The sequence below is a fragment of the Gordonia polyisoprenivorans NBRC 16320 = JCM 10675 genome, from assembly GCF_000241325.1.
In the GTDB taxonomy this organism is placed as follows: Bacteria; Actinomycetota; Actinomycetes; order Mycobacteriales; family Mycobacteriaceae; genus Gordonia; species Gordonia polyisoprenivorans.
In genome coordinates, this window is record NZ_BAEI01000070.1 from 41,225 (window position 1) to 60,024 (window position 18,800).

Sequence of the window (18,800 nt, forward strand, 5' to 3'; positions counted from 1 at the left end):
GCGGTCTCACACCAGCCAGGCGGCGGAGTTCGGTGCGAGATGACCGTCGACGAGAGGCGCGCTGAGCAGCAGGACCTCTCCAGGCGGGAGCGGTACCGGCTCGTCGCCGGCGTTGAGGGCGCAGATCAGGCCGCCACCGGCTCTGCGGAATGCCAGGCAGTCGTCGGGTGCGCCGTACCATTCGACCGTGTCTCCACTGAATTCGCTTCGGCTGACCCGCAATTCGATTGCCTGCCGATACAACGAGAGGGTTGAGGAGATGTCCTCGAGCTGCTTCTCGACGGTGTAGGGCGCCCAACCGTCGGGCATCGGCAACCACGTCTGCGCCGAGGTGCTGAAACCATAGGGCGGCTGTGAACCCTCCCACGGCAGGGGCACCCGGCAGCCGTCGCGCCCGCGTTCGGTGTGATCCGAGCGCTCCCATACCGGGTCCTGCAACGCCTCGTCCGGGAGATCCACATTGGGGAGTCCGAGCTCGGCTCCGTTGTAGATGAAGACCGTTCCGGGGAGGGCGAATTCGACCAGCGCCATCGCGCGCGCCCGGGCACTGCCGACGTCGAGGTCGACCTCGGAGTGCGGGTCGTGCTGATCGAGGCGACCGTAGCGCGAGACCTCCCGGTCGACATCATGATTGGACAGGGTCCACGTCGGCGTCCCCGAGACCCGAAGTACCGCATCGAGAGAGTTCTCGATCGCGGCGCGGATCTCGTCGGGATCGAACGCGGCCTTGGCAAGTCGGAAATTGAAACCGAGATGCAGCTCGTCCGGTCGCAGGTACTCGGCGAAGCGTTCGTTGTCCTCCACCCAGATCTCGCCGACGTTGGCCGCGCCCGGATACTCGTCGAGCACCTTGCGGATCTTTCGGTGGATGTCGTGCACCGCATAGTTGTTGAAGCGCGGATCGTCGTCGCTGTTGGTCAACAGCCCGACCGAGTCGAGGTCCATGTCCGGCAGATCTTCGGGCTTGGCCATGCCGTGTGCGACGTCGATGCGGAAGCCGTCGACCCCGCGGTCGAGCCAGAACCGAAGGGAGCGTTCGAGATCTTCGAAGACCTCGGGGTTCTCCCAGTTCAGATCGGGTTGCTCGGCGGCGAAGATGTGCAGATACCACTGGCCGGGTGAGCCGTCGGACTCGGTGACCCGGGTCCATGCGGGTCCGCCGAACACGCTGTGCCAGTTGTTGGGTGGCTCGTCGCCGCCCTCACCGAGGCCGTCGCGGAAGATGTAGCGGGCGCGTTCGGGGCTGCCGGGTTCGGCGGCGAGCGCGGCCCGGAACCACTCGTGTTGGTCGCTGGTGTGATTGGGGACGAGGTCCATCGTCACGCGCATTCCGCGGTCGTGTGCCTCGGCGACGAGTTCGTCGAAGTCCTCGAGATCGCCGAAGAGGGGGTCGATGTCGCGTGGGTCGGACACGTCGTAACCGTGATCGGCCATGGGGGAGCACATGATCGGGCTCAGCCAGAGGGCGTCGATCCCGAGGAGTTCGAGATATCCGAGTTTGTCGATGACCCCGGCGAGATCGCCGACACCGTCTCCGTCGAGGTCGGAGAAGGATCGCGGGTAGATCTGGTAGAAGATCGCCGATCGCCACCACGTGGTGTCGGACGGGTCGAGTTGCGGCACAACCGAACCTGGCGCCGCCGCGTCGGTCAGTTCACCGGCGGGGTCAGTCTCGGAAGTAGCCTCGCCCTCACCGATTCCGTGGCTTTCCTCACCCGCGTCGGCGGGATCCGGTCCGGTGTCGCTCGGGCCGGAGACGTGCTCGTCGGTGGGCGCTTCCTCGGAGCCGGTGTCCTCCGAACCCATGGGCACAGCGCTCGATGTCTCATCGCTCACGTCGCAATTGTGCCTCACCTGATAATTCGGTGACCCATGCAGGTCCGCGCGGCGAGTCGCCGATGCGCGCACCGTTGGTCAGAACGGTGAATTCACCATCGACTGTGCAGCCATTTCCATGTAATCGGTGAGCGCGCGGCGATGTTCGTCGTCGAGGGTCTGTGAGTCGATCTCCGCGATCGCGGTGTGCATGCAGCGCAGCCAGGCATCGCGTTCGATCGGCCCGATCTTGTAGGGGTGGTGCCGCATCCGCAACCGCGGATGACCACGTTCCTCGGAATAGGTTCGCGGCCCACCCCAGTACTGTTCGAGGAACATGCGGAGTCGGCGTTCGGCCGGCCCGAGGTCTTCTTCGGGATAGAGCGGCCGGAGTATCTCGTCCTTGGCGACCTCGGAGTAGAAGGTGTGGGTCAGGCGGGCGAAGGTGTCGGCACCGCCGACCTCGTCATAGAACGATCGGCTCTCGGGTGCGGGCACGGGCTGGGAGGCACTCACCCCACCAGTGTCCTCCACCGGCGCCGGAGGTCTCAAACCTCACGCGTGCCCACCGTCGGTGGACGCCGTGGGTATCGGCGGTCGGCGGGGTGCACCGACATCCGTTGTTCACACAAGTGACCTGCGTCGACACCCGAGATTTGTCGTGCACGACAGCGCTCGGCGTGTTCCACTTGACGCGTCCGGCGCGCGCACGGGAGGCGGGATGACACGCAGAAGCCAACGGCAGGTTCGCGATGTGACGGTGTTGCGTGGCGAGCCCCGGTTGTTGCGCCCAGCCCACGAGAGCCCGGAGTCCATCACCCCGGAGCTCACCGAGAAGCCTGATGTTGCCGACGAGTCCCGTCCGGCTGCGGGACTGTGGGGACGCCGCCGCGTCTTGCTGCTCAACGCGACCTACGAGCCGCTCACCGCGATCTCCCTGCGCCGGGCGATCATCCTCGTCCTGCGTGAACGTGCCGACGTGGTCCACGCCGCGGCCCCGGGCATGGCTGTGCATTCCGCGGCGCGAACGGTCCCGATCCCGTCGGTGATCAGGCTGCGAACCTACGTCCGCGTGCCCTATCGTGCGGTCACCCCGATGACCAGGGCGGCATTGATGCATCGAGACCGCTCCCGGTGCGGTTACTGCGGGGCCAAGGCGACCACGATCGACCATGTACTGCCGCGAAGCCGTGGCGGTGGGCACTCCTGGGAGAACTGCGTGGCCTGCTGCGCGAGCTGCAATCACCGCAAGGCCGACCGCCTGCTCAGCGAACTCGGCTGGACCCTGCACACCCCGCTCACCGCTCCCAAGGGGCGGCACTGGCGACTGCTGGCCACGATCAAGGAGATCGATCCGGCGTGGGTCCAGTACATCGACGCCGGGGCGGCCTGACTAGCGGTCGTTTCCGGTGGTCGGTGTCCGCTCGAGGCCCCGCGGAGTCCGCCAAATCATGCCGCACCTAGTGCGCCAAATCGTCCCGGACGGAGTCCGCGAAATCATCTACGACACGTTGTAGGCCCCACTGGGACGCACGCGCGCCGGTGGGCTAGATTGATCACACAACCTGGTGGTGCGGGCGGTTTCGTGCCGTTCGAGGAACACCGATCGAAAGGATGTCATGGATAGCGCCATGGTCGGTATCGGAGTCGTGGTCACGGTCATCTGCGTCGTGATGGTCGTGCTCTGTGTCGTCTCGATGATGTTCTCGTCCGGCCTGAAATACCCGAAGGTGCAGGAGTACACGCTCGACCAGGAGTGGACGCGCCAGCCGTTGCTGTTCAGCGCCACCGAGATCGAGCCGATGGCACTGCCGCACCACGCGGGACCGACCGATGTGGATGGAGGCTCGGCCAGTGGCAAGTGGTGAAGTGACTCAGGCGGGCACACCCGGCGCCGCGGCGGGCGGCAACGTCAAGCTGTCGCCGACCACCGCGCTCCCGATGGGAACGGTGATCACCAACAGCGGTCGGGTCTCGGCGACCCGGTTTCCCGGCCAGGCACCGAGCACCCCGCCGTTCTCGCAGCGGGATCTGATCGACCTCGACGACGCCCTCAAGGCCGCCAGCGAGAAGGCCCTCGTGCGGTTCTCGGTCTATATCGGTGAGCTCGGTGAGGATGCCGTCGCCGATGCGCGCGCGGTCCTCGCGCAGGCTCCCGAGCCTGCCAACGGTGCGCTGATCGCCGTGTCGCCCAACACCCACGACGTCGTTGTCGTCTCCGGTGCGCGGGTGGCCGACCGGGTCAACGATCGGGTCGCCCAGCTCGGTGTGACCGCCGCGATCGGCAGCTTCCGGTCCGGTCAGCTCATCGACGGGCTGATCGCCGCACTGCACGTCGTCGCGACCGCTGCCGCACCTTCCTGATCGCCGGATCCCATTTCTTCTCGCCGATGCGGGGCTCTCCACCGAGAGCCCCGCATCGGCGTTTTCGGTAGGTGCCGGGCCGGACGTGGGGCGTCTCCGCACATCGGACCGCCCGCGCACCCGACGGCCATGCGCACCCCGACCGCCATGAACGGTCCGGCGTCCCATGCACGGAACCGGCGCCGGACACTCCTGGCGGGAGTGACCGGCGCCGGCTTCTCGTGGCACCGATGATGTGCCAATCGGCGTTCAGCGTGCGGCGAGTTCCTTCTCGGTGACGATGGTGTCATCGTGGGTGCGTGGCCGGTCGATCGGTTCCTCGTCGACCATGTCCTGTTCGTTGAACGGGTCGCGGCCGGCGAGTACCTCCTCGACCCGCGCCTTGTCGACGGTTCCGGTCCACGAGCCGACGAGCAGGGTGGCCACGGCGTTACCGGAGAAGTTGGTGACCGCACGCGCCTCCGACATGAAGCGGTCGATCCCGACGATGAGGCCGACGCCGTCGAGCATCTCCGGTCGGTGGGCCTGCAGCCCGCCGGCGAGGGTGGCCAGGCCGGCGCCGCTGACGCCGGCGGCACCCTTGGAGGCGATGATCATGAACGCCAGGAGACCGATCTGCTCCGGGATCGACAACGGATCACCCATGGCGTCGGCGATGAACAGCGAGGCCATGGTCAGGTAGATCGCGGTGCCGTCGAGATTGAACGAATAGCCGGTCGGCACGACGACACCGACGGTCGTCTTCTCGACACCGAGGTGTTCCATCTTGGCGATCAGCCGGGGCAGCGCGGACTCCGACGATGAGGTCGCGAAGATCAGGATGTACTCGCGGGCCAGGTACCGGACCAGCTTGAAGATCGACACCCCGGCGGAGGTCTTGAGCAGCACTCCCAGCACACCGAACACGAACACCAGGCAGGTCAGATAGAACGCGACCATGAGCACCAGTAGCTGGCCCACCGCAGCCCAGCCGGTCTGGCCGACGACGTTGGCGATCGCACCGAAGGCGCCGATCGGGGCGACCCACAGGATCATGGTGAGGACCTTGAAGACCAGCTTCTGGAAGTAGGCCACCGCGTTGAGGATGGGTTCGCCCGTGCGCCCCATGGCCTGGATGGCGAAGCCGACGAGCAGTGCCACGAACAGGGCCTGCAGCACGCTGCCCTCGGTGAGCGACGACAGCAGCGAGGTGGGGATGATGCCCTCGATGAACTCCATGGTCCCGCCCGATTCGTGGGCCTTCTCCGCCAGCTCTGCGCCCTGACCGGCCACCGCCGAGATGTTGAGACCGGTGCCGGGCTTGATGAGGTTGCCGACGACCAGGCCGATGGCCAGGGCGACGGTCGACATCACCAGGAAGTAGACGAAGGCCAGGCCGCCGACCTTGCCGACGGTGGCGGCCTTGCGGACCGATCCGATGCCCAGGACGATGGTGCAGAAGATCACCGGCGCGATCATCATCTTGATGAGGGCGACGAACATCGTGCCCAGCACGCCGATGTCCTTGCCCACCTCCGGCCAGATCAACCCGACGGCCACGCCGGCGACCACCGCGATGATCACCGAGATGTAGAGCCAATGGGTGCGGTCCCGCTTCTTGCGCGGGGTGGCCGGGAAATCGGCGGTGCCCGCCGCGTTCGACCTGATGTTCATCAGTGAGTCCTTTCTCGTCCCGCCCTCGCGTATGGCGATGGGAGGTGCTGACTGAGAATTCTTCGGCGTCACGGTGACCCCGGTCACCATTGAGTTCATTTCGTTCAGTGGCGTGGACCACCTCGATCGGGCAGTGTGAGTGCGCCGGTCCGGCACGATGTGTCAGGTTGGGGCCGGTGGTGGAGAACGAGGAGGCGCACGGGTGAGGGCACGGTTGCTGCCGCGGTCGCTGGCCGGGCAGGCGGTCGCATTGCAGGTCGCGGTGGTCATCGCCATCGTCGTGGTGGGCAGCCTGCTCGCGGTCGTCGATGCCCGGGCCGACGCGAATCGTGCGGCGCGGGAGCAGGTGACCGCGGTGGCGGTGAGTATCGCCGACGCCCCGTCGACCGCCGCGGCGATCACCTCACCCGACCCGACGACGCAACTGCAACCGGTCACCGAGCACATCCGGCTGGCCACCGGCATCGCGTTCATCACGATCATGAACACCCACGGCATCCGCTACACCCACACCGATCCCCGGTTCATCGGTGGTCACTACCTGGGCACCATCGAACCGGCGCTGCGGGGGCAGACGTTCACCGAGATCTACACCGGCACACTCGGTCCGTCGGTCCGCACCATCGCTCCGGTCCGCGCCGGCGACGGCACCATCGTCGGCGCGGTGGCCGCGGGCATCACCCAGTCCACGTTGACCGAGGACTGGGTGTCGCAACTGCCGCTCATCGGCGCCATCGGCGGCGTCGCCCTGGTGATCGCGTTGGTCGGCCTGTGGGCGATCCGTCGGCGTCTGCTTCGTCATACCGGTGGGCTCACGCCGACGGAGTTGCGGGTGATGTACGACCATCACGATGCGGTCCTGCACGCGGTCCGTGAGGGACTCGTCGTCGTCGATTCGTCGCGCCCGGTACTCGTCAACGACGAGGCGCGCCGCCTGCTGGGAACCGTTGAGCCGCTTGGTATCCCGGAGTTCATGACGTCGGGAACCGAGCCGTTGCGCGACGTTCTCGTCGCCGAGGGAGGTCGAGTACTGATGGTGAATCGGTCACCGGTGCCCGGTCGGGATGCCGCGGTGATCACCATCCGCGACCGCACCGAGGTGGCCGAGGCGATGGGTGAACTCGACTCGATGACACGCTTCGCCGAGGCGCTGCGGTCGCAGGCGCACGAGTCGGCCAACCGCCTGCACACGATCGTGGCGTTGATCGAGATGGGGCGGTCGGCCGACGCCGTGCGCATGGCCACCGAGAACCTCGAACTCTCCCAGAAACTCGTCGACCGGGTCGGCGACGCGGTGGTCGAGCCGACGCTGGCGGCATTGCTGCTCGGCAAGACGGCACAGGCCGCCGAACGCGGTGTCGAACTTACGCTCACCGAGGACTCGATGGTCGATGACCATGCGACGCAGATCCTTTCGGCCGGTGAGATGATCACCGTGGTGGGCAATCTGATCGACAACGCACTCGACGCCGTCGACCCGGACGATCCCTGGGTCGAGGTGACCGTCATCGGCGACGCTGCCCACGTGCACGTGGTCGTCGCCGATTCCGGACCCGGCATGACTCCCGACGAGTTCGCTTGAGCGCGACGCCGCGGTTACTCGACGAAAGCCGGTGGCGACACGGCCGGACGCGGACTCGGTCTCGCGTTGGTCGCGCAGGTCGTGCACCTGCACGGCGGTACGATCCGAGCGGAGAACACCTACGGTTCGGTGGTCGGCGTCGAGATCACGGCCGGCGCGCAGGCGTCGACACCGACCGAACCGGACGCCGGGAGGCTCAGATGATGCGAGCAGAGGCGAGATGATCCGGGTGCTCGTCGTCGAGGACGACCAGGTGATCGCCGCCGCGCATGTCGACTTCCTGTCGCGCATCGGCGGATTCGACGTTGTCGCGCATGCAGCCACCGCGCAGGAGGCGCTGCGGCGAGCCACCGCGGCCGCCGACGGCGCTCACCCCGTCGACCTCGTCCTGCTCGATCTCGGCCTGCCCGACGCGAGCGGCATCTCGCTGGCCTCGGCATTGTCGGGCATCGTCCCGTCCCCCGACATCATCGCGATCACCGCGCAACGAGACCTGGATTCGGTTCGTAGCGCGATGGCCCACGGGGTACTGCTCTATCTCATCAAGCCGTTCACCTTCGCGGCATTCGGTGAGAAGATCCGGCAGTACCTGAGCTACCGCGAGGCGCTGACCGGTGGGGGAGACGCGGTGAGTCAACGCGACATCGATCGCGCGCTGGCGAACCTGCGCACCGCCGACACCCGGCGTACCGCCGCGAAGGGTCGCTCCCCGGACACCGAGGACGCCGTCGGACGTGCCATCCGCGACAGCGCCGACGGTCTGACCGCCTCGGAGGTCGCCGGCGCGATCGGTAGCTCCCGGGTGACGGCCTGGCGCTACCTCGAGCGCCTCGCCGACGACGGTACGGTCGACCGGGTCACCGAGTACGGCAACACCGGTCGACCGCAGATCCGCTATGTGTGGCGGGCACGCTGAGCCGCCGGCCGCGACGGTCATCGAGTGGCGTCGAACGCCCGGGCGCGCAGTGAACGTTCCACTCCCGCACGGCCTTCGACGATGAGACGCTTGAGCGCGGCGGGATGGTCGGCGGCCAGGAACTCATCGGCGGCCGTGAGACCGGCCTCGCTGATCTCCCACGACGGGTAGAGCCCGACCACCACCGTCTGGGCGACCTCGCTCGAACGCCGCGACCACACACCGGGCACGGCGTCGAAGAACTTCGCGACGTACTCGCCCAGCAGCGCACCCTGACCGGGGCGGGCGAAGCCGGCGACGACGGAACGGGTGAAGATGTTCGAGGCCGAATCGTCGTCGACGGCCTGGGCCCAGGCGTCGGCCTTCGCCTGCGCGAGCGGACGGGCGGCACGGGCCGTCGCGGCCTGCCGGGCACCGGCGGCGGTGTTGTCGCGCTCGGCCTCGGCATCGATGACCGGGGTCGAGCCGGGGTCGGTGTCGATGGCGCCCGCGGTGGCCAGTGCGATCACCAGCCGCCACCGCAGATCGGTGTCGACGGTGAGCCCGGACAGCCCGTGCGACGCCGGGTCGTCACCGTCGAGCAGACCCTTGGCGACGCCGACCTGATCGTCGTCGAGAGCGCCGGCCAACAGGGTGTTGACGAAGGCCAACTGGTGATCCGAGCCGGGTTCGGCGGCGCGGGCGAGTTCGAGCAGTCGCGCCGAGAAGCCGGGACGCCCGGTCTGCTCGGCCCACGTCGGGTCGGCGTAGGACTCGATGGCGGTGGTGGCCTGCAACAGAACTCGCTGGACCACCCCGATCTCGGTTTCCGCGACGATCCCGCGCTCGACCAACTCGACGAAATCGCGGGCGGCCATCTCGGCCTGACGGGTCATCTCCCACGCCGCCGACCACACCAGGGTGCGTGGCATGGAATCGCTGATGTCGCCGATCCGGGTGGTCGCGGTCGACAACGAGTCGGGGTCGAGCCGCACCGAGGCGTAGGTGAGGTCGTCGTCGTTGATCAGGATCAGCTTGCCGCGGTGGACGCCGAGCAGATCGGCGACGTCGGTGCGTTCGCCCTCGACGTCGAGTTCGACGCTGTGCGTGCGGGTCAACGCGCCCGAGTCGCCGTCGTCATAGATGCCAACCCGCAGCCGGTGCACCCTCGTCGCGCCCACCTTTGACGAGTTGTCGGCGCCACCGGCACCCGGGACCGCACCGTCCTGCACGATGGTGAACCGGGTGAATGCGCCCGAGTCGTCGAGCTCGAAGTCCGGGCGCAACACGTTGATGCCGGTGGTCTTGAGCCACTGCCCACCCCAGTCTGACAAGTCGCGGCCCGAGGACTTCTCCAGTGCGGCAAGAAGATCGGAGAACGTCGCGTTACCGAAGCGGTGCGCGGAGAAGTAATCGCGGAGACCGGCGAGGAAGTCCTCGAGGCCGACGTAGGCGACGAGTTGTTTGAGCACCGACGCGCCCTTGGCGTAGGTGATGCCGTCGAAGTTCACCTCGACCGCGGCGATATCGGGGATGTCGGCGGCCACCGGATGCGTCGAGGGCAACTGGTCCTGACGGTAGGCCCACGACTTCTCGACGTTGGCGAAGGTGGTCCAGGCGCTGGTGTACTCGGTCGCCTCCGCCTGGCACAGCACCGAGGCGAAGGTGGCGAAGGATTCGTTGAGCCACAGGTCATCCCACCATTTCATGGTGACGAGGTCGCCGAACCACATGTGGGCCATCTCGTGCAGGACGGTTTCGGCTCGGCGCTCATAGAGATAGTTGGTGACGCGGGACCGGAAGACGTAGTCCTCCAGGAAGGTCACCGCCCCGGCATTCTCCATCGCGCCCGCATTGAACTCCGGAACGAAGAGCTGATCGTACTTGCCGAAGGCGTAAGGGATGCCGAAGTTCTTGTGGTAGAACGCGAATCCCTGCTTGGTCTCGGTGAACAACCGGTCGGCGTCCATGAACTCCGCCAGCGAGGCCCGGCAGTAGATCCCCAGGGGGATGGTGCCGTGCTCGTCGGTGTAGGAGTCGGTCCATTCGGCGTAGGGACCGGCGATCAGGGCCACGAGGTAGGTGCTCATCGTCGGCGTCTCACGGAAGCGGTGCACGCCGGGTTCGGCGGCCACGGTGTTGACCACGGGCGCGTTGGAGATCACCTTCCAATCGGTGGGCGCGGTGACCGTCAGCGTGTAGGTGGCCTTGAGGTCGGGCTGATCGAAACACGCGAACATCCGCTTGGCATCGGCGGTTTCGAACTGCGAGTACAGGTAGACCGCGTCGTCGGTGGGGTCGACGAAACGGTGGAGGCCCTCGCCGGTGTTCGAGTAGGCGCAGTCGGCCACCACGGTCAGGGTGTTCTCGGCGGCCAGACCGGTCAATTCGATGCCGACGGACTCGTCGAAGTCGGTGACGTCGAGTTCGGTGCCGTTGAGCGTCGCCGAGCGCAGGGTCGGCGCAACGAGATCGATGACGGTCGATGCGCCCTGCGTGGCGGTGAAGGTCACCGTCGTGGTGGAGGCGAAGGTGGTGGCGCCCGGTGCGCCGTTGCCGTCGGTGAGATCGAGCTCGATGGCGTAGTGGGACACGTCGACGGTGGCGGCGCGCTCGCGGGCCTGATCACGGGTGAGATTAGGGGCAGTCACAGCGGCCAGCTTAGTGCTCGGCGACGATCGGGGGTGCCGACGCGACGCCGGGGGAGCAGGATCGGATGGAATGGGCTAAGCCGCGCGCGGGTTGAGTGGGCCGAGTTCGCCGCGCACCCGGTGTGAGCAAAGGGGTGTCCGGGAATCGTCGAGAAGAAGGGAAGACGTATGTCGAAGGATCGTGTGGATTTCTGGTTCGACCCGCTGTGCCCATGGTGCTGGATCACCTCGCGGTGGATCCTCGAGGTCGAGAAGGTGCGCGACATCGAGGTGAATTTCCACATCATGAGCCTGGCGGTGCTCAACGAGGGGCGCGACATCCCCGACAGCTACCGCGAGGGCCTCAAACAGGCATGGAAGCCGGTCCGTGTGATCGCCGCCGCGGCCGCGGCGAAGGGTGAGTCGATCCTCGATCCGCTCTACACCGCGATGGGTACCCGTATCCACAACGGACAGAACAAGGATTTCGACGTGGTGATCGCCGAGTCGCTCGCCGAACTCGATCTCGATCCGACCCTGGCCGAGGCCGCCGACTCCACCGAGTTCGACGAGGTGATTCGGGAGAGCCATCACCGCGGGATGGACAAGGTCGGCGACGACGTCGGCACGCCGACCATCCACATCAATGATGTGGCCTTCTTCGGTCCCGTGCTCTCGCGCATCCCGCGCGGGGAGACCGCGGGCACGGTGTGGGACGGTGCGGTGGCACTGGCGTCCTACCCACACTTCTTCGAGCTCAAGCGCTCTCGCAACGAGGACCCCGAATTCGACTGACCGCCCCGGCGTGTACTCCGCCCCGACGACTCTCCTCCGGTCGCCGGGGCGGAGTCGTCCGGGGGTAACCCCATGGTCTCGGGGGTGACGACCACTGTCGGGTCGTCACCCGGCACCGGAATCGCGGGTGGGCGGGATCTATAGTGAGGCGCATGCGCGTATACGTGGGTGGAGATCATGCCGGCTTCGAACTCAAGGCGGCCATCGCCGAGCATCTGCGGTCCAACGGTCATGAGGTGATCGACTGCGGGGCACACGTCTACGACGCCGCCGATGATTACCCGGCATTCTGCATCGCCGCAGCGGAGAAGGTGGTGGCCGATCCGGGCAGCCTCGGAATCGTGCTCGGCGGCAGTGGAAACGGCGAACAGATCGCCGCGAACAAGGTGCCCGGTGCGCGGTGCGCCCTGGCGTGGAGCGTCGAGACGGCCCAGCTCGCTCGCCAGCACAACAATGCGCAGTTGATGGGGATCGGTGGACGGATGCACACCACCGAGGAGGCGCTGGCGATCGTCGACGCCTTCTTGGCGGCGAAGTGGTCGGAGGAACCGCGCCACCAGCGTCGCATCGACATCCTCTCGGAGTTCGAGAAGACCGGTGTGGCGCCGGCCGTCCCCGAGTCCTGAGGGCAGCGCACTCGGTGACGGTGGCGACATCGGCGAGTTCGGCGACGGTGGTCGTCGATGCCTGAGGGGCATACCCTGCATCGCCTCGCCCGGCGTCAACAGAAGCTCTTCGGTGGGCAGCGGGTGCGGGTGTCGAGCCCGCAGGGGCGTTTTGCCGAGGGCGCCGCGGTGGTCGACGGCATGGAGTTCCATCGCGCGCAGGCGTGGGGTAAGCACCTCATACAGCGCTACCGCGACGGCAAGCGGACCCAACTGCTGCACGTCCACCTCGGGCTCTACGGCTCGTTCTCCGAACTCGCGGTGCCGATGGGGGAGCCCGTCGGACAGGTCCGGATGCGGATCGTCGGAGACGAGGTGGGCACCGACCTGCGCGGGCCGACCGCCTGCGAGTTGTACACGCCTGCCGACCTCGAGGACCTCGTCGCGCGGCTCGGCCCGGATCCACTACGGTCCGACGCCGACCCGGAGCGTGCGTGGCAGGCGATCCACCGGTCGTCACGACCGATCGGCGCCCTGCTGATGGATCAGAAGGTGATGGCCGGCGTGGGTAACGTCTATCGTGCCGAGGTCCTTTTTCGTGCACGTCTCGACCCGATGCGGGCCGGGCGCACCGTCGATCGGGAGGCCTTCGACGACATGTGGGCCGACCTCGTCGCCCTCATGCGAATCGGTGTGCGGCGCGGGCGAATTCACGTGATTCGGCCGGAGGACGATCACGGGCCGGGGTCGTACGCACCGGATCGGCCACGCACCTATGTGTACCGGCGCACCGGAGAACCCTGTCGGATCTGCCGAACCCCGATCGCGACCACCGAACTCGTGGGCCGAAACCTGTACTGGTGTCCCCACTGTCAGCGGTGACGGCCATACCAGTTGCTGCGTCAGAATGGGAAGTGCTTGAGGGTCAGCGACTTTCGTGACGCTGCGCCATGACGAGCAGCTCGTCGCGCTGGGCTCCGGACGACATCAGGGCGATGCGCTCGTAGAGCCGACGGTGGTTGTGGCCGGAGGGGAGGAAACGTTCACGCAGACGTGCGAACGACATGGGTACCGCTTCTTTCGTACTTCTCGGGGGATGGTGATCGTCGACGGTTCGCGACCGTGTTCGACCTCGTCCATTGTTCGCGTTACGAATGTGTTACGCAACCGGAATCCAGGTGATCCTGGGCACCCTCGGCACGTCGGTGACCAGGCATCACATCGCGATGGTCCAACTCTCATCCGGCCCTCAGCCGACTGTCCGGCCCCTCTCATCGACCATCGCGACGATGGAGTCATGACAGCCCACACCGACCCGGTGCACGCGGTGACGGTTCTGGTGGTCGGCGGAACCGGAGAGTCCTACGACGGTGACATGCGCACCGAGGTCACCGGACTGCTCTCGGGCGTCACCGATGCCCTCGACGACCGGTTCGACACCCGATGGGTGGGCTACCCGGCGAGTTACGGTCCGGCACCTCATCTTTCGGGTATCAGCTACGCCGACAGCGTCGCCGCCGGGCAACGCGCACTGGCCGCGGCGCTGCACGCGGTCGTCGGACCGGTGATGATCATCGGCTATTCACAGGGCGCGGTGGTGATCCGACGCCTGCTGGCCGATCTCGACGCACGTGCCGACATGCGCGCGCTGAGCCGTGTCGTGGCGGTCGGATTCGTCGCCGACCCCCATCAGCCGCCCGGCGTCGTTGCGGGATGCGACGGGTGGGGAGTGGCCGGGCCGGGTCCGGCGATCCCCGAGCCCATCCCGGTCTGGTGGGTCGGCGCCCCCGAGGACATGATCTGCAACGCCTCGCGGGATTCGTTCGTCCGCGATATCGCCGATCTCACCGACACCCTCACCTTCGCCGCCCCCCGACGCTGGCTGTCACAGACGTGGAAAGTGTTGCGCAGCAACTCCTTCCAGAATGCGCGGTCAACCTCGGTGCGACCGGCGCAGTGGTTGCGCGACGTCGAACGGCTGGGTTCGGCATGGCGGGAGGTTCGCGGCTACCTGCCCGGTGTGATCGCCTGGCGCGGCATGGTCATCCGCAATCGGGCGGGCGGCAGACACACTGCCTACCACGACGAGCCGTACCGCCGGGACTCGGTGACCGATCCGCTGACCACCGGCTGTGAGGCGCTGGCCCAATGGATGCAGGTGCAGGCCACCTTCACCATGGGCCCGGCCGACCTGGCGGCCTGAGGACTCCCGCTCGAGTCGTGGGATCTGTCGACCTGGGTGACACTTGTCCGGGCGGTACCGATCACCTGCGGTGATCGATACACCGCCGAGCCACGGACACATCGAGCGAAGGATCCACGGTGGATCATTACGACATCGTCGTCATCGGGTCAGGACCGGCAGGTCAGAAAGCGGCGATTGCGGCGGCCAAACTCGGCAAACGCGCCGCGATCGTCGAACGCAAACACATGATGGGCGGCGTGTGCATCAACACCGGCACCATCCCATCGAAAACCCTCCGAGAGGCCGTGCTCTATCTGACCGGCCTGAACCAGCGAGAGCTCTACGGACAGTCGTACCGACTCAAGACCGACATCACCGTGGCCGACCTCACCGCGCGGACGATGCACGTCGTCGGCAAGGAGATCGACGTCATCCAGAGTCAGCTGGCCCGCAACGGCGTTGTGACGCTCATCGGCAGCGCGACCTTCACCGGCCCGCACGAGATCGCGATCGAGGACGCCACCGGAGACCTCAAACACGTATCCGCCGACCACTTCGTCGTCGCGGTCGGCACCCGCCCGGCGCGCCCGTCGTCGGTCGACTTCGACGGGGAGACCGTCGTCGACTCCGATCAGATCCTCGAACTCGACCGCGTTCCGGGATCGATGGTGGTGGTCGGCGCCGGGGTGATCGGCATCGAGTACGCGTCGATGTTCGCGGCGCTGGGCACCAAGGTCACCGTCATCGAGCAGCGGCCGGCGATGCTCGATTTCTGTGACCGGGAGATCGTCGAGGCCCTGCAGTATCAGCTCCGGGAACGTGGCGTCACCTTCCGTTTCGGCGAGCACGTCCGCACCGTCGAGACCCACCCCTCGGGAACCCTGACCATCCTGGAATCGGGAAAGCAGATCCCCGCCGACACCGTTCTGTATTCCGCAGGGCGTCAAGGTGTTTCCGATGAGCTCGCGGTCGAGGCCGCGGGGCTCACCGCCGACAACCGTGGGCGCCTCAAGGTCGACGAGCATTTCCGCACCGAGGTCGAGCACATCTATGCGGTCGGCGACATCATCGGATTCCCGGCGCTGGCGGCCACCTCGATGGAGCAGGGACGCCGCGCGGCATATCACGCCTTCGGCGAGCCGGTCGGACACACCCCGACCGACCTGCAACCCATCGGGATCTACGCGATCCCCGAGATCAGCTTCGTCGGCCGGACCGAGGATCAACTGACCACCGACAACATCCCGTTCGAGGTGGGTGTGGCCCGGTATCGCGAGCTCGCACGCGGAGCGATCATGGGGGACTCCTACGGATTGCTCAAGCTTCTCGTGCACGCCGAGGACCGCACGCTGCTCGGCGTCCATGCCTTCGGGTCGAACGCTGCCGAACTGGTCCACATCGGCCAGACCGTGATGGGTCTCGGCGGCACCGTCGACTACCTGGTCGACGCGGTGTTCAACTACCCGACGCTGGCCGAGGGGTACAAAGTGGCCGCACTCGATGCGTCGAACAAGATGCGGGCGATCGCGCGGGTGCGCGCGGAGGGGCGATCGCTCGATCTCGATGTGTCGGCGCCGGTGGCCTGACCGGATCGGTGCCCTGAGTCGATCAAGCCCCTGACGACGACGAAGGGCCGGCCCAGGTTGGGCCGGCCCTTCGTCGGTACGAGGAGGGTGGGGATCAGTCGCCGGTGTACTGGCCGCCGACGGTGCCGCGAACGACGATCGGGGTGCCGCGACCGATGGTGTCGTAGACCCACTTGCCGTTCTCGGTGCTCACGTTGATGCAACCGTGGCTCACATTGCTGTGACCCTGCTGCTCGACCGACCACGGAGCGGCGTGAATGAAGATGCCGTCCCAGGACATGCGGGTCGCGTACTCGACGTAGGTGCGGTACCCACCGGGCGAATCGACGGGAACACCGTAGGTGGAGGAGTCCATGTACATGTCACGGTACTTCTCCTTGGTGTGGTACACGCCGTTCGGAGTCGGGTGGGCATCGGAGCCCATCGAGATCGGCATCGACTTGACGAAGGTGCCGTCCTTCCACCAGTAGATGGTGTGCGTCGAATCCTGGGCGAGGGCAACCCAACCGGTCGGGGTCGAGACGTTCGGCTCCGCGGGCACTCCGGGGGTTTCCGGGGTGGTGGACGTCGGAGGCGGCGTGGTCGTCGACGGCGGTGCGGCCGGCGGGGTCGGCAGACCCGGGATCGACGGGATCTCGACCGGCGGTAGTCCGGGGATGACCGTGACGGGGGCGGCCTGCGCCATGCCCGGCAGCGCAAGGGCCACAGCGATCACGCCGAGGACGATGGCCACGAGGCGGCTCATGCCGCGACGACGGCGAGGTGAGTTTGTGGTGTTCAGCACGGAAGTGGAAACCTTTGCTTGTGGGACATCCGGGCGCACCCCCGGGGCGCAGGCACCATCGTTACACAACTGTTGCCATGGGGCCAAAGGACATTGGGCGATCAGGCTACGTCACCGTCGTGTAGTCGCGATGCGGCATCTGGAAACCGGAGGTGAGGGCGCCGGAAACGGAGGGTGTGATTGCAGTCACATCAACCGGCGCGTGTCCCCACCTCGTGCGACCTCAGCAGGTGCTGGGAGCCGGCAATCCGGCGAACCGGTCACCGAGATAGTCGAACGCGGGGAGCAGTCCGATCACCGCCGCCGACATGTGATCGGGCGACGGCGTGGAGAACTGCTGCACACGAGTCCCGGCCCGGCAGTATCGCCGCATCGTCTGATCGATCGAGGCCACCGGGATCAATACGTCGGTCGGACTGTGCCACTCGAAGATCGGGGTCTTGGCCACACCCGGATAGAAGGCGAGGCTGTTGTCCTGGACGACGCGTCGTGCAGTCGGGTCCTCGAAGATCTGCTCACCGCCCACCGAGACCTGCTTGGCCGAGTGACCCGCGCCGAGGCGCAGGATGTCGTTGGTGCACGCGTTGCGCATCTCGGAGTACATCTGCTTACCGAGCGGTGAAAGGAATTTCATCATCGGGATCTGCTGCGGATACTCGCGGGAGAGGCCGATCGCCGCGGCGAAGGCCAGGCCGAAGGCGGGATGCGGATTGTTGTACCCCAGGCCCTCGGCCATCTTGATCAGATCCATCGGGACACCGCCGTACGCTGCGCCGACGATGTTCAGCTCCGGCGCGTAGGTCGGCGCGAGCGCAGCGGCCCACGCGGTTGCCATGCCGCCGCCGGAGTAGCCCGCCATCGCGACCTTGCTCCTGGCGACCTGGGCGGGGGCGAAGCGTTGGACGGCGCGGGTGGCGTCGAGGGCGATCTGGCCGCCCAGCCGCGCAGCCCCGTAGGCGCTGCGCGGGCCCAGATGATCGGGGATCGAGACCGTCCACCCGCGTTGAAGGGCGCCGTTGAGGCCCGGTGCCTCTCGGATGGTCAGGTTCGGGTCGGTGGTCCAGAGGGCCTGCGACGGCGCGCATTCGAGTCCCACCGCGTTGATGATGTGCTGAAACGACAACAGTGGTCCGTTGACCTGCTTGTGGATCGGGACCAGCAGGGTGGTGACCGCGGCGATCGGCTTGCCCTGGCTGTCGGACGACCGGAACTTCAGCTGATAGGTCCGTACGTCGAAGAAGCCGGGCGGAGTGGTCCGCGGGCGCACCGCGAGAATATCGCCGTCGCGATGAGTGGCGATGTCGGCGGGCTGGGAATAGAAGGAGTCGGGCAACGCGGTGGGGAGCGCGACGTCGTCGGCGTGGGCGGGGCCGACGCCGAGCCAACCACTCGACACCGTCGCGGTGGTCACGGTGGCCGCCACGGCTGCGAGGGCCAGACGGCGTACCCGTGCGGGCGGGGTCTCACCGGTGCGCGGCACGCTCGATCGGCGAGATCCGAACAGCGGGTTGGGGCGAGTGGCCGCACGCGCGCGACCACCGCCGAGAGAGAAGAGCACGAATCCCCCATCGAGGTCCTGGTACGAAGACCTGTGGCGCCGACGGCCACACCGGTCATGTCCCCCGACAGGATTCACAATGTGAATGGGGTGGCATGCGGTGTCAACTGGAACGAATGACCAGGTGTGACGGGGGTTACCCGCGAGCTCGCGGGCGGTTGCTCAGGCGGGCTGGAGATGTTCTGTGTGCAGGTGACGGGCCGGCTCGGAGCAGGCTTCGTCACGGCACACGAGCATGGTGTCGACCCGCCGATTTCCGCCGGTGGTCTCGGTGACGTCCTTGCGGACATGGAGATTCGCCCCGCATGACGGGCACTTGCGCTGACTCTTGACGTGACTGGAAGACAT

17 protein-coding genes and 1 pseudogene are annotated in these 18,800 nt (G+C 67.0%); 10 read left to right on the forward strand and 8 right to left on the reverse strand.

Annotation, left to right across the window (positions count from 1 at the left end; translation table 11 throughout):
• Positions 1–6: 6 nt before the first annotated feature.
• Complete coding sequence (locus tag GOPIP_RS18235; RefSeq protein WP_006371240.1) at positions 7–1,806, reverse strand: glycoside hydrolase family 13 protein; 1,800 nt, start codon at positions 1,804–1,806, stop codon at positions 7–9.
• Between the two features lie 108 nt (positions 1,807–1,914).
• Complete coding sequence (locus GOPIP_RS18240) at positions 1,915–2,331, reverse strand: globin (protein ID WP_006371241.1); 417 nt, start codon at positions 2,329–2,331, stop codon at positions 1,915–1,917.
• Positions 2,332–2,569: 238 nt separating this feature from the next.
• Between GOPIP_RS18240 and GOPIP_RS18245 the strand changes: the two genes are divergently transcribed.
• The 3 genes from GOPIP_RS18245 (at position 2,570) to GOPIP_RS18255 (ending at position 4,179) form a co-directional block, all read left to right on the forward strand.
• The gene (locus GOPIP_RS18245) at positions 2,570–3,208 is read left to right on the forward strand and encodes an HNH endonuclease (RefSeq protein ID WP_006371242.1); all 639 of its coding nucleotides are present in this window, start codon (positions 2,570–2,572) and stop codon (positions 3,206–3,208) included.
• A gap of 226 nt (positions 3,209–3,434) precedes the next feature.
• Positions 3,435–3,683: an aa3-type cytochrome oxidase subunit CtaJ gene (gene ctaJ / locus GOPIP_RS18250; RefSeq protein ID WP_006371243.1), complete on the forward strand. Its 249-nt coding sequence runs from the start codon at positions 3,435–3,437 to the stop codon at positions 3,681–3,683.
• On the forward strand, positions 3,670–4,179 hold the full coding sequence (locus GOPIP_RS18255) for a DUF5130 domain-containing protein (RefSeq protein ID WP_345229565.1): 510 nt from the start codon (positions 3,670–3,672) through the stop codon (positions 4,177–4,179). The genes ctaJ and GOPIP_RS18255 overlap by 14 nt, the downstream gene beginning before the upstream one ends.
• A gap of 249 nt (positions 4,180–4,428) precedes the next feature.
• Here the strand turns inward: GOPIP_RS18255 and GOPIP_RS18260 are convergent, their stop codons facing one another.
• Positions 4,429–5,832, reverse strand: a complete 1,404-nt coding sequence (locus GOPIP_RS18260; RefSeq protein WP_006371245.1) for a C4-dicarboxylate transporter DctA — start codon at positions 5,830–5,832, stop codon at positions 4,429–4,431.
• A 157-nt stretch (positions 5,833–5,989) separates the two neighbouring features.
• Here GOPIP_RS18260 and GOPIP_RS18265 point away from each other — a divergent pair.
• Together GOPIP_RS18265 and GOPIP_RS18270 are read left to right on the forward strand one after the other, a co-directional pair.
• Positions 5,990–7,618 (forward strand): annotated as a pseudogene (locus GOPIP_RS18265) (sensor histidine kinase).
• A 16-nt stretch (positions 7,619–7,634) separates the two neighbouring features.
• Positions 7,635–8,330, forward strand: a complete 696-nt coding sequence (locus GOPIP_RS18270) for a response regulator (protein ID WP_006371247.1) — start codon at positions 7,635–7,637, stop codon at positions 8,328–8,330.
• A gap of 17 nt (positions 8,331–8,347) precedes the next feature.
• Here GOPIP_RS18270 and pepN read toward each other — a convergent pair whose 3' ends face one another.
• Positions 8,348–10,960, reverse strand: a complete 2,613-nt coding sequence (pepN, locus tag GOPIP_RS18275; RefSeq protein ID WP_006371248.1) for an aminopeptidase N — start codon at positions 10,958–10,960, stop codon at positions 8,348–8,350.
• Between the two features lie 168 nt (positions 10,961–11,128).
• Between pepN and GOPIP_RS18280 the strand changes: the two genes are divergently transcribed.
• From GOPIP_RS18280 to GOPIP_RS18290, 3 genes are all read left to right on the forward strand, one after another.
• Positions 11,129–11,734 (forward strand): mycothiol-dependent nitroreductase Rv2466c family protein, encoded by a 606-nt coding sequence (locus GOPIP_RS18280; RefSeq protein ID WP_006371249.1) that lies wholly within the window; start codon positions 11,129–11,131, stop codon positions 11,732–11,734.
• 152 nt (positions 11,735–11,886) lie between these two features.
• Positions 11,887–12,360: a ribose-5-phosphate isomerase gene (locus tag GOPIP_RS18285; protein ID WP_006371250.1), complete on the forward strand. Its 474-nt coding sequence runs from the start codon at positions 11,887–11,889 to the stop codon at positions 12,358–12,360.
• A 57-nt stretch (positions 12,361–12,417) separates the two neighbouring features.
• A complete protein-coding gene (locus GOPIP_RS18290) occupies positions 12,418–13,221 on the forward strand; it encodes an Fpg/Nei family DNA glycosylase (protein ID WP_006371251.1) in 804 nt (267 codons plus the stop codon).
• 43 nt (positions 13,222–13,264) lie between these two features.
• Here the strand turns inward: GOPIP_RS18290 and GOPIP_RS29170 are convergent, their stop codons facing one another.
• Entirely contained in the window at positions 13,265–13,405 is a 141-nt protein-coding gene (locus GOPIP_RS29170; RefSeq protein ID WP_006371252.1) for a hypothetical protein, read from the reverse strand.
• A 231-nt stretch (positions 13,406–13,636) separates the two neighbouring features.
• On the opposite strand from GOPIP_RS29170, the gene GOPIP_RS18295 reads away from it, so the two are divergent.
• Together GOPIP_RS18295 and sthA are read left to right on the forward strand one after the other, a co-directional pair.
• Entirely contained in the window at positions 13,637–14,542 is a 906-nt protein-coding gene (locus GOPIP_RS18295; protein WP_020171573.1) for a PE-PPE domain-containing protein, read from the forward strand.
• Positions 14,543–14,661: 119 nt separating this feature from the next.
• Positions 14,662–16,110, forward strand: coding sequence for a Si-specific NAD(P)(+) transhydrogenase (sthA, locus tag GOPIP_RS18300; RefSeq protein WP_006371254.1), 1,449 nt, complete (start codon positions 14,662–14,664; stop codon positions 16,108–16,110).
• Positions 16,111–16,204: 94 nt separating this feature from the next.
• Here sthA and GOPIP_RS18305 read toward each other — a convergent pair whose 3' ends face one another.
• The 3 genes from GOPIP_RS18305 to GOPIP_RS29175 form a co-directional block, all read right to left on the reverse strand.
• Positions 16,205–16,894: a L,D-transpeptidase gene (locus GOPIP_RS18305; RefSeq protein WP_006371255.1), complete on the reverse strand. Its 690-nt coding sequence runs from the start codon at positions 16,892–16,894 to the stop codon at positions 16,205–16,207.
• Positions 16,895–17,117: 223 nt separating this feature from the next.
• Positions 17,118–18,374, reverse strand: a complete 1,257-nt coding sequence (locus tag GOPIP_RS18310) for a lipase family protein (protein ID WP_006371256.1) — start codon at positions 18,372–18,374, stop codon at positions 17,118–17,120.
• Between the two features lie 240 nt (positions 18,375–18,614).
• Positions 18,615–18,800 (reverse strand): hypothetical protein, encoded by a 186-nt coding sequence (locus GOPIP_RS29175; protein WP_035734553.1) that lies wholly within the window; start codon positions 18,798–18,800, stop codon positions 18,615–18,617.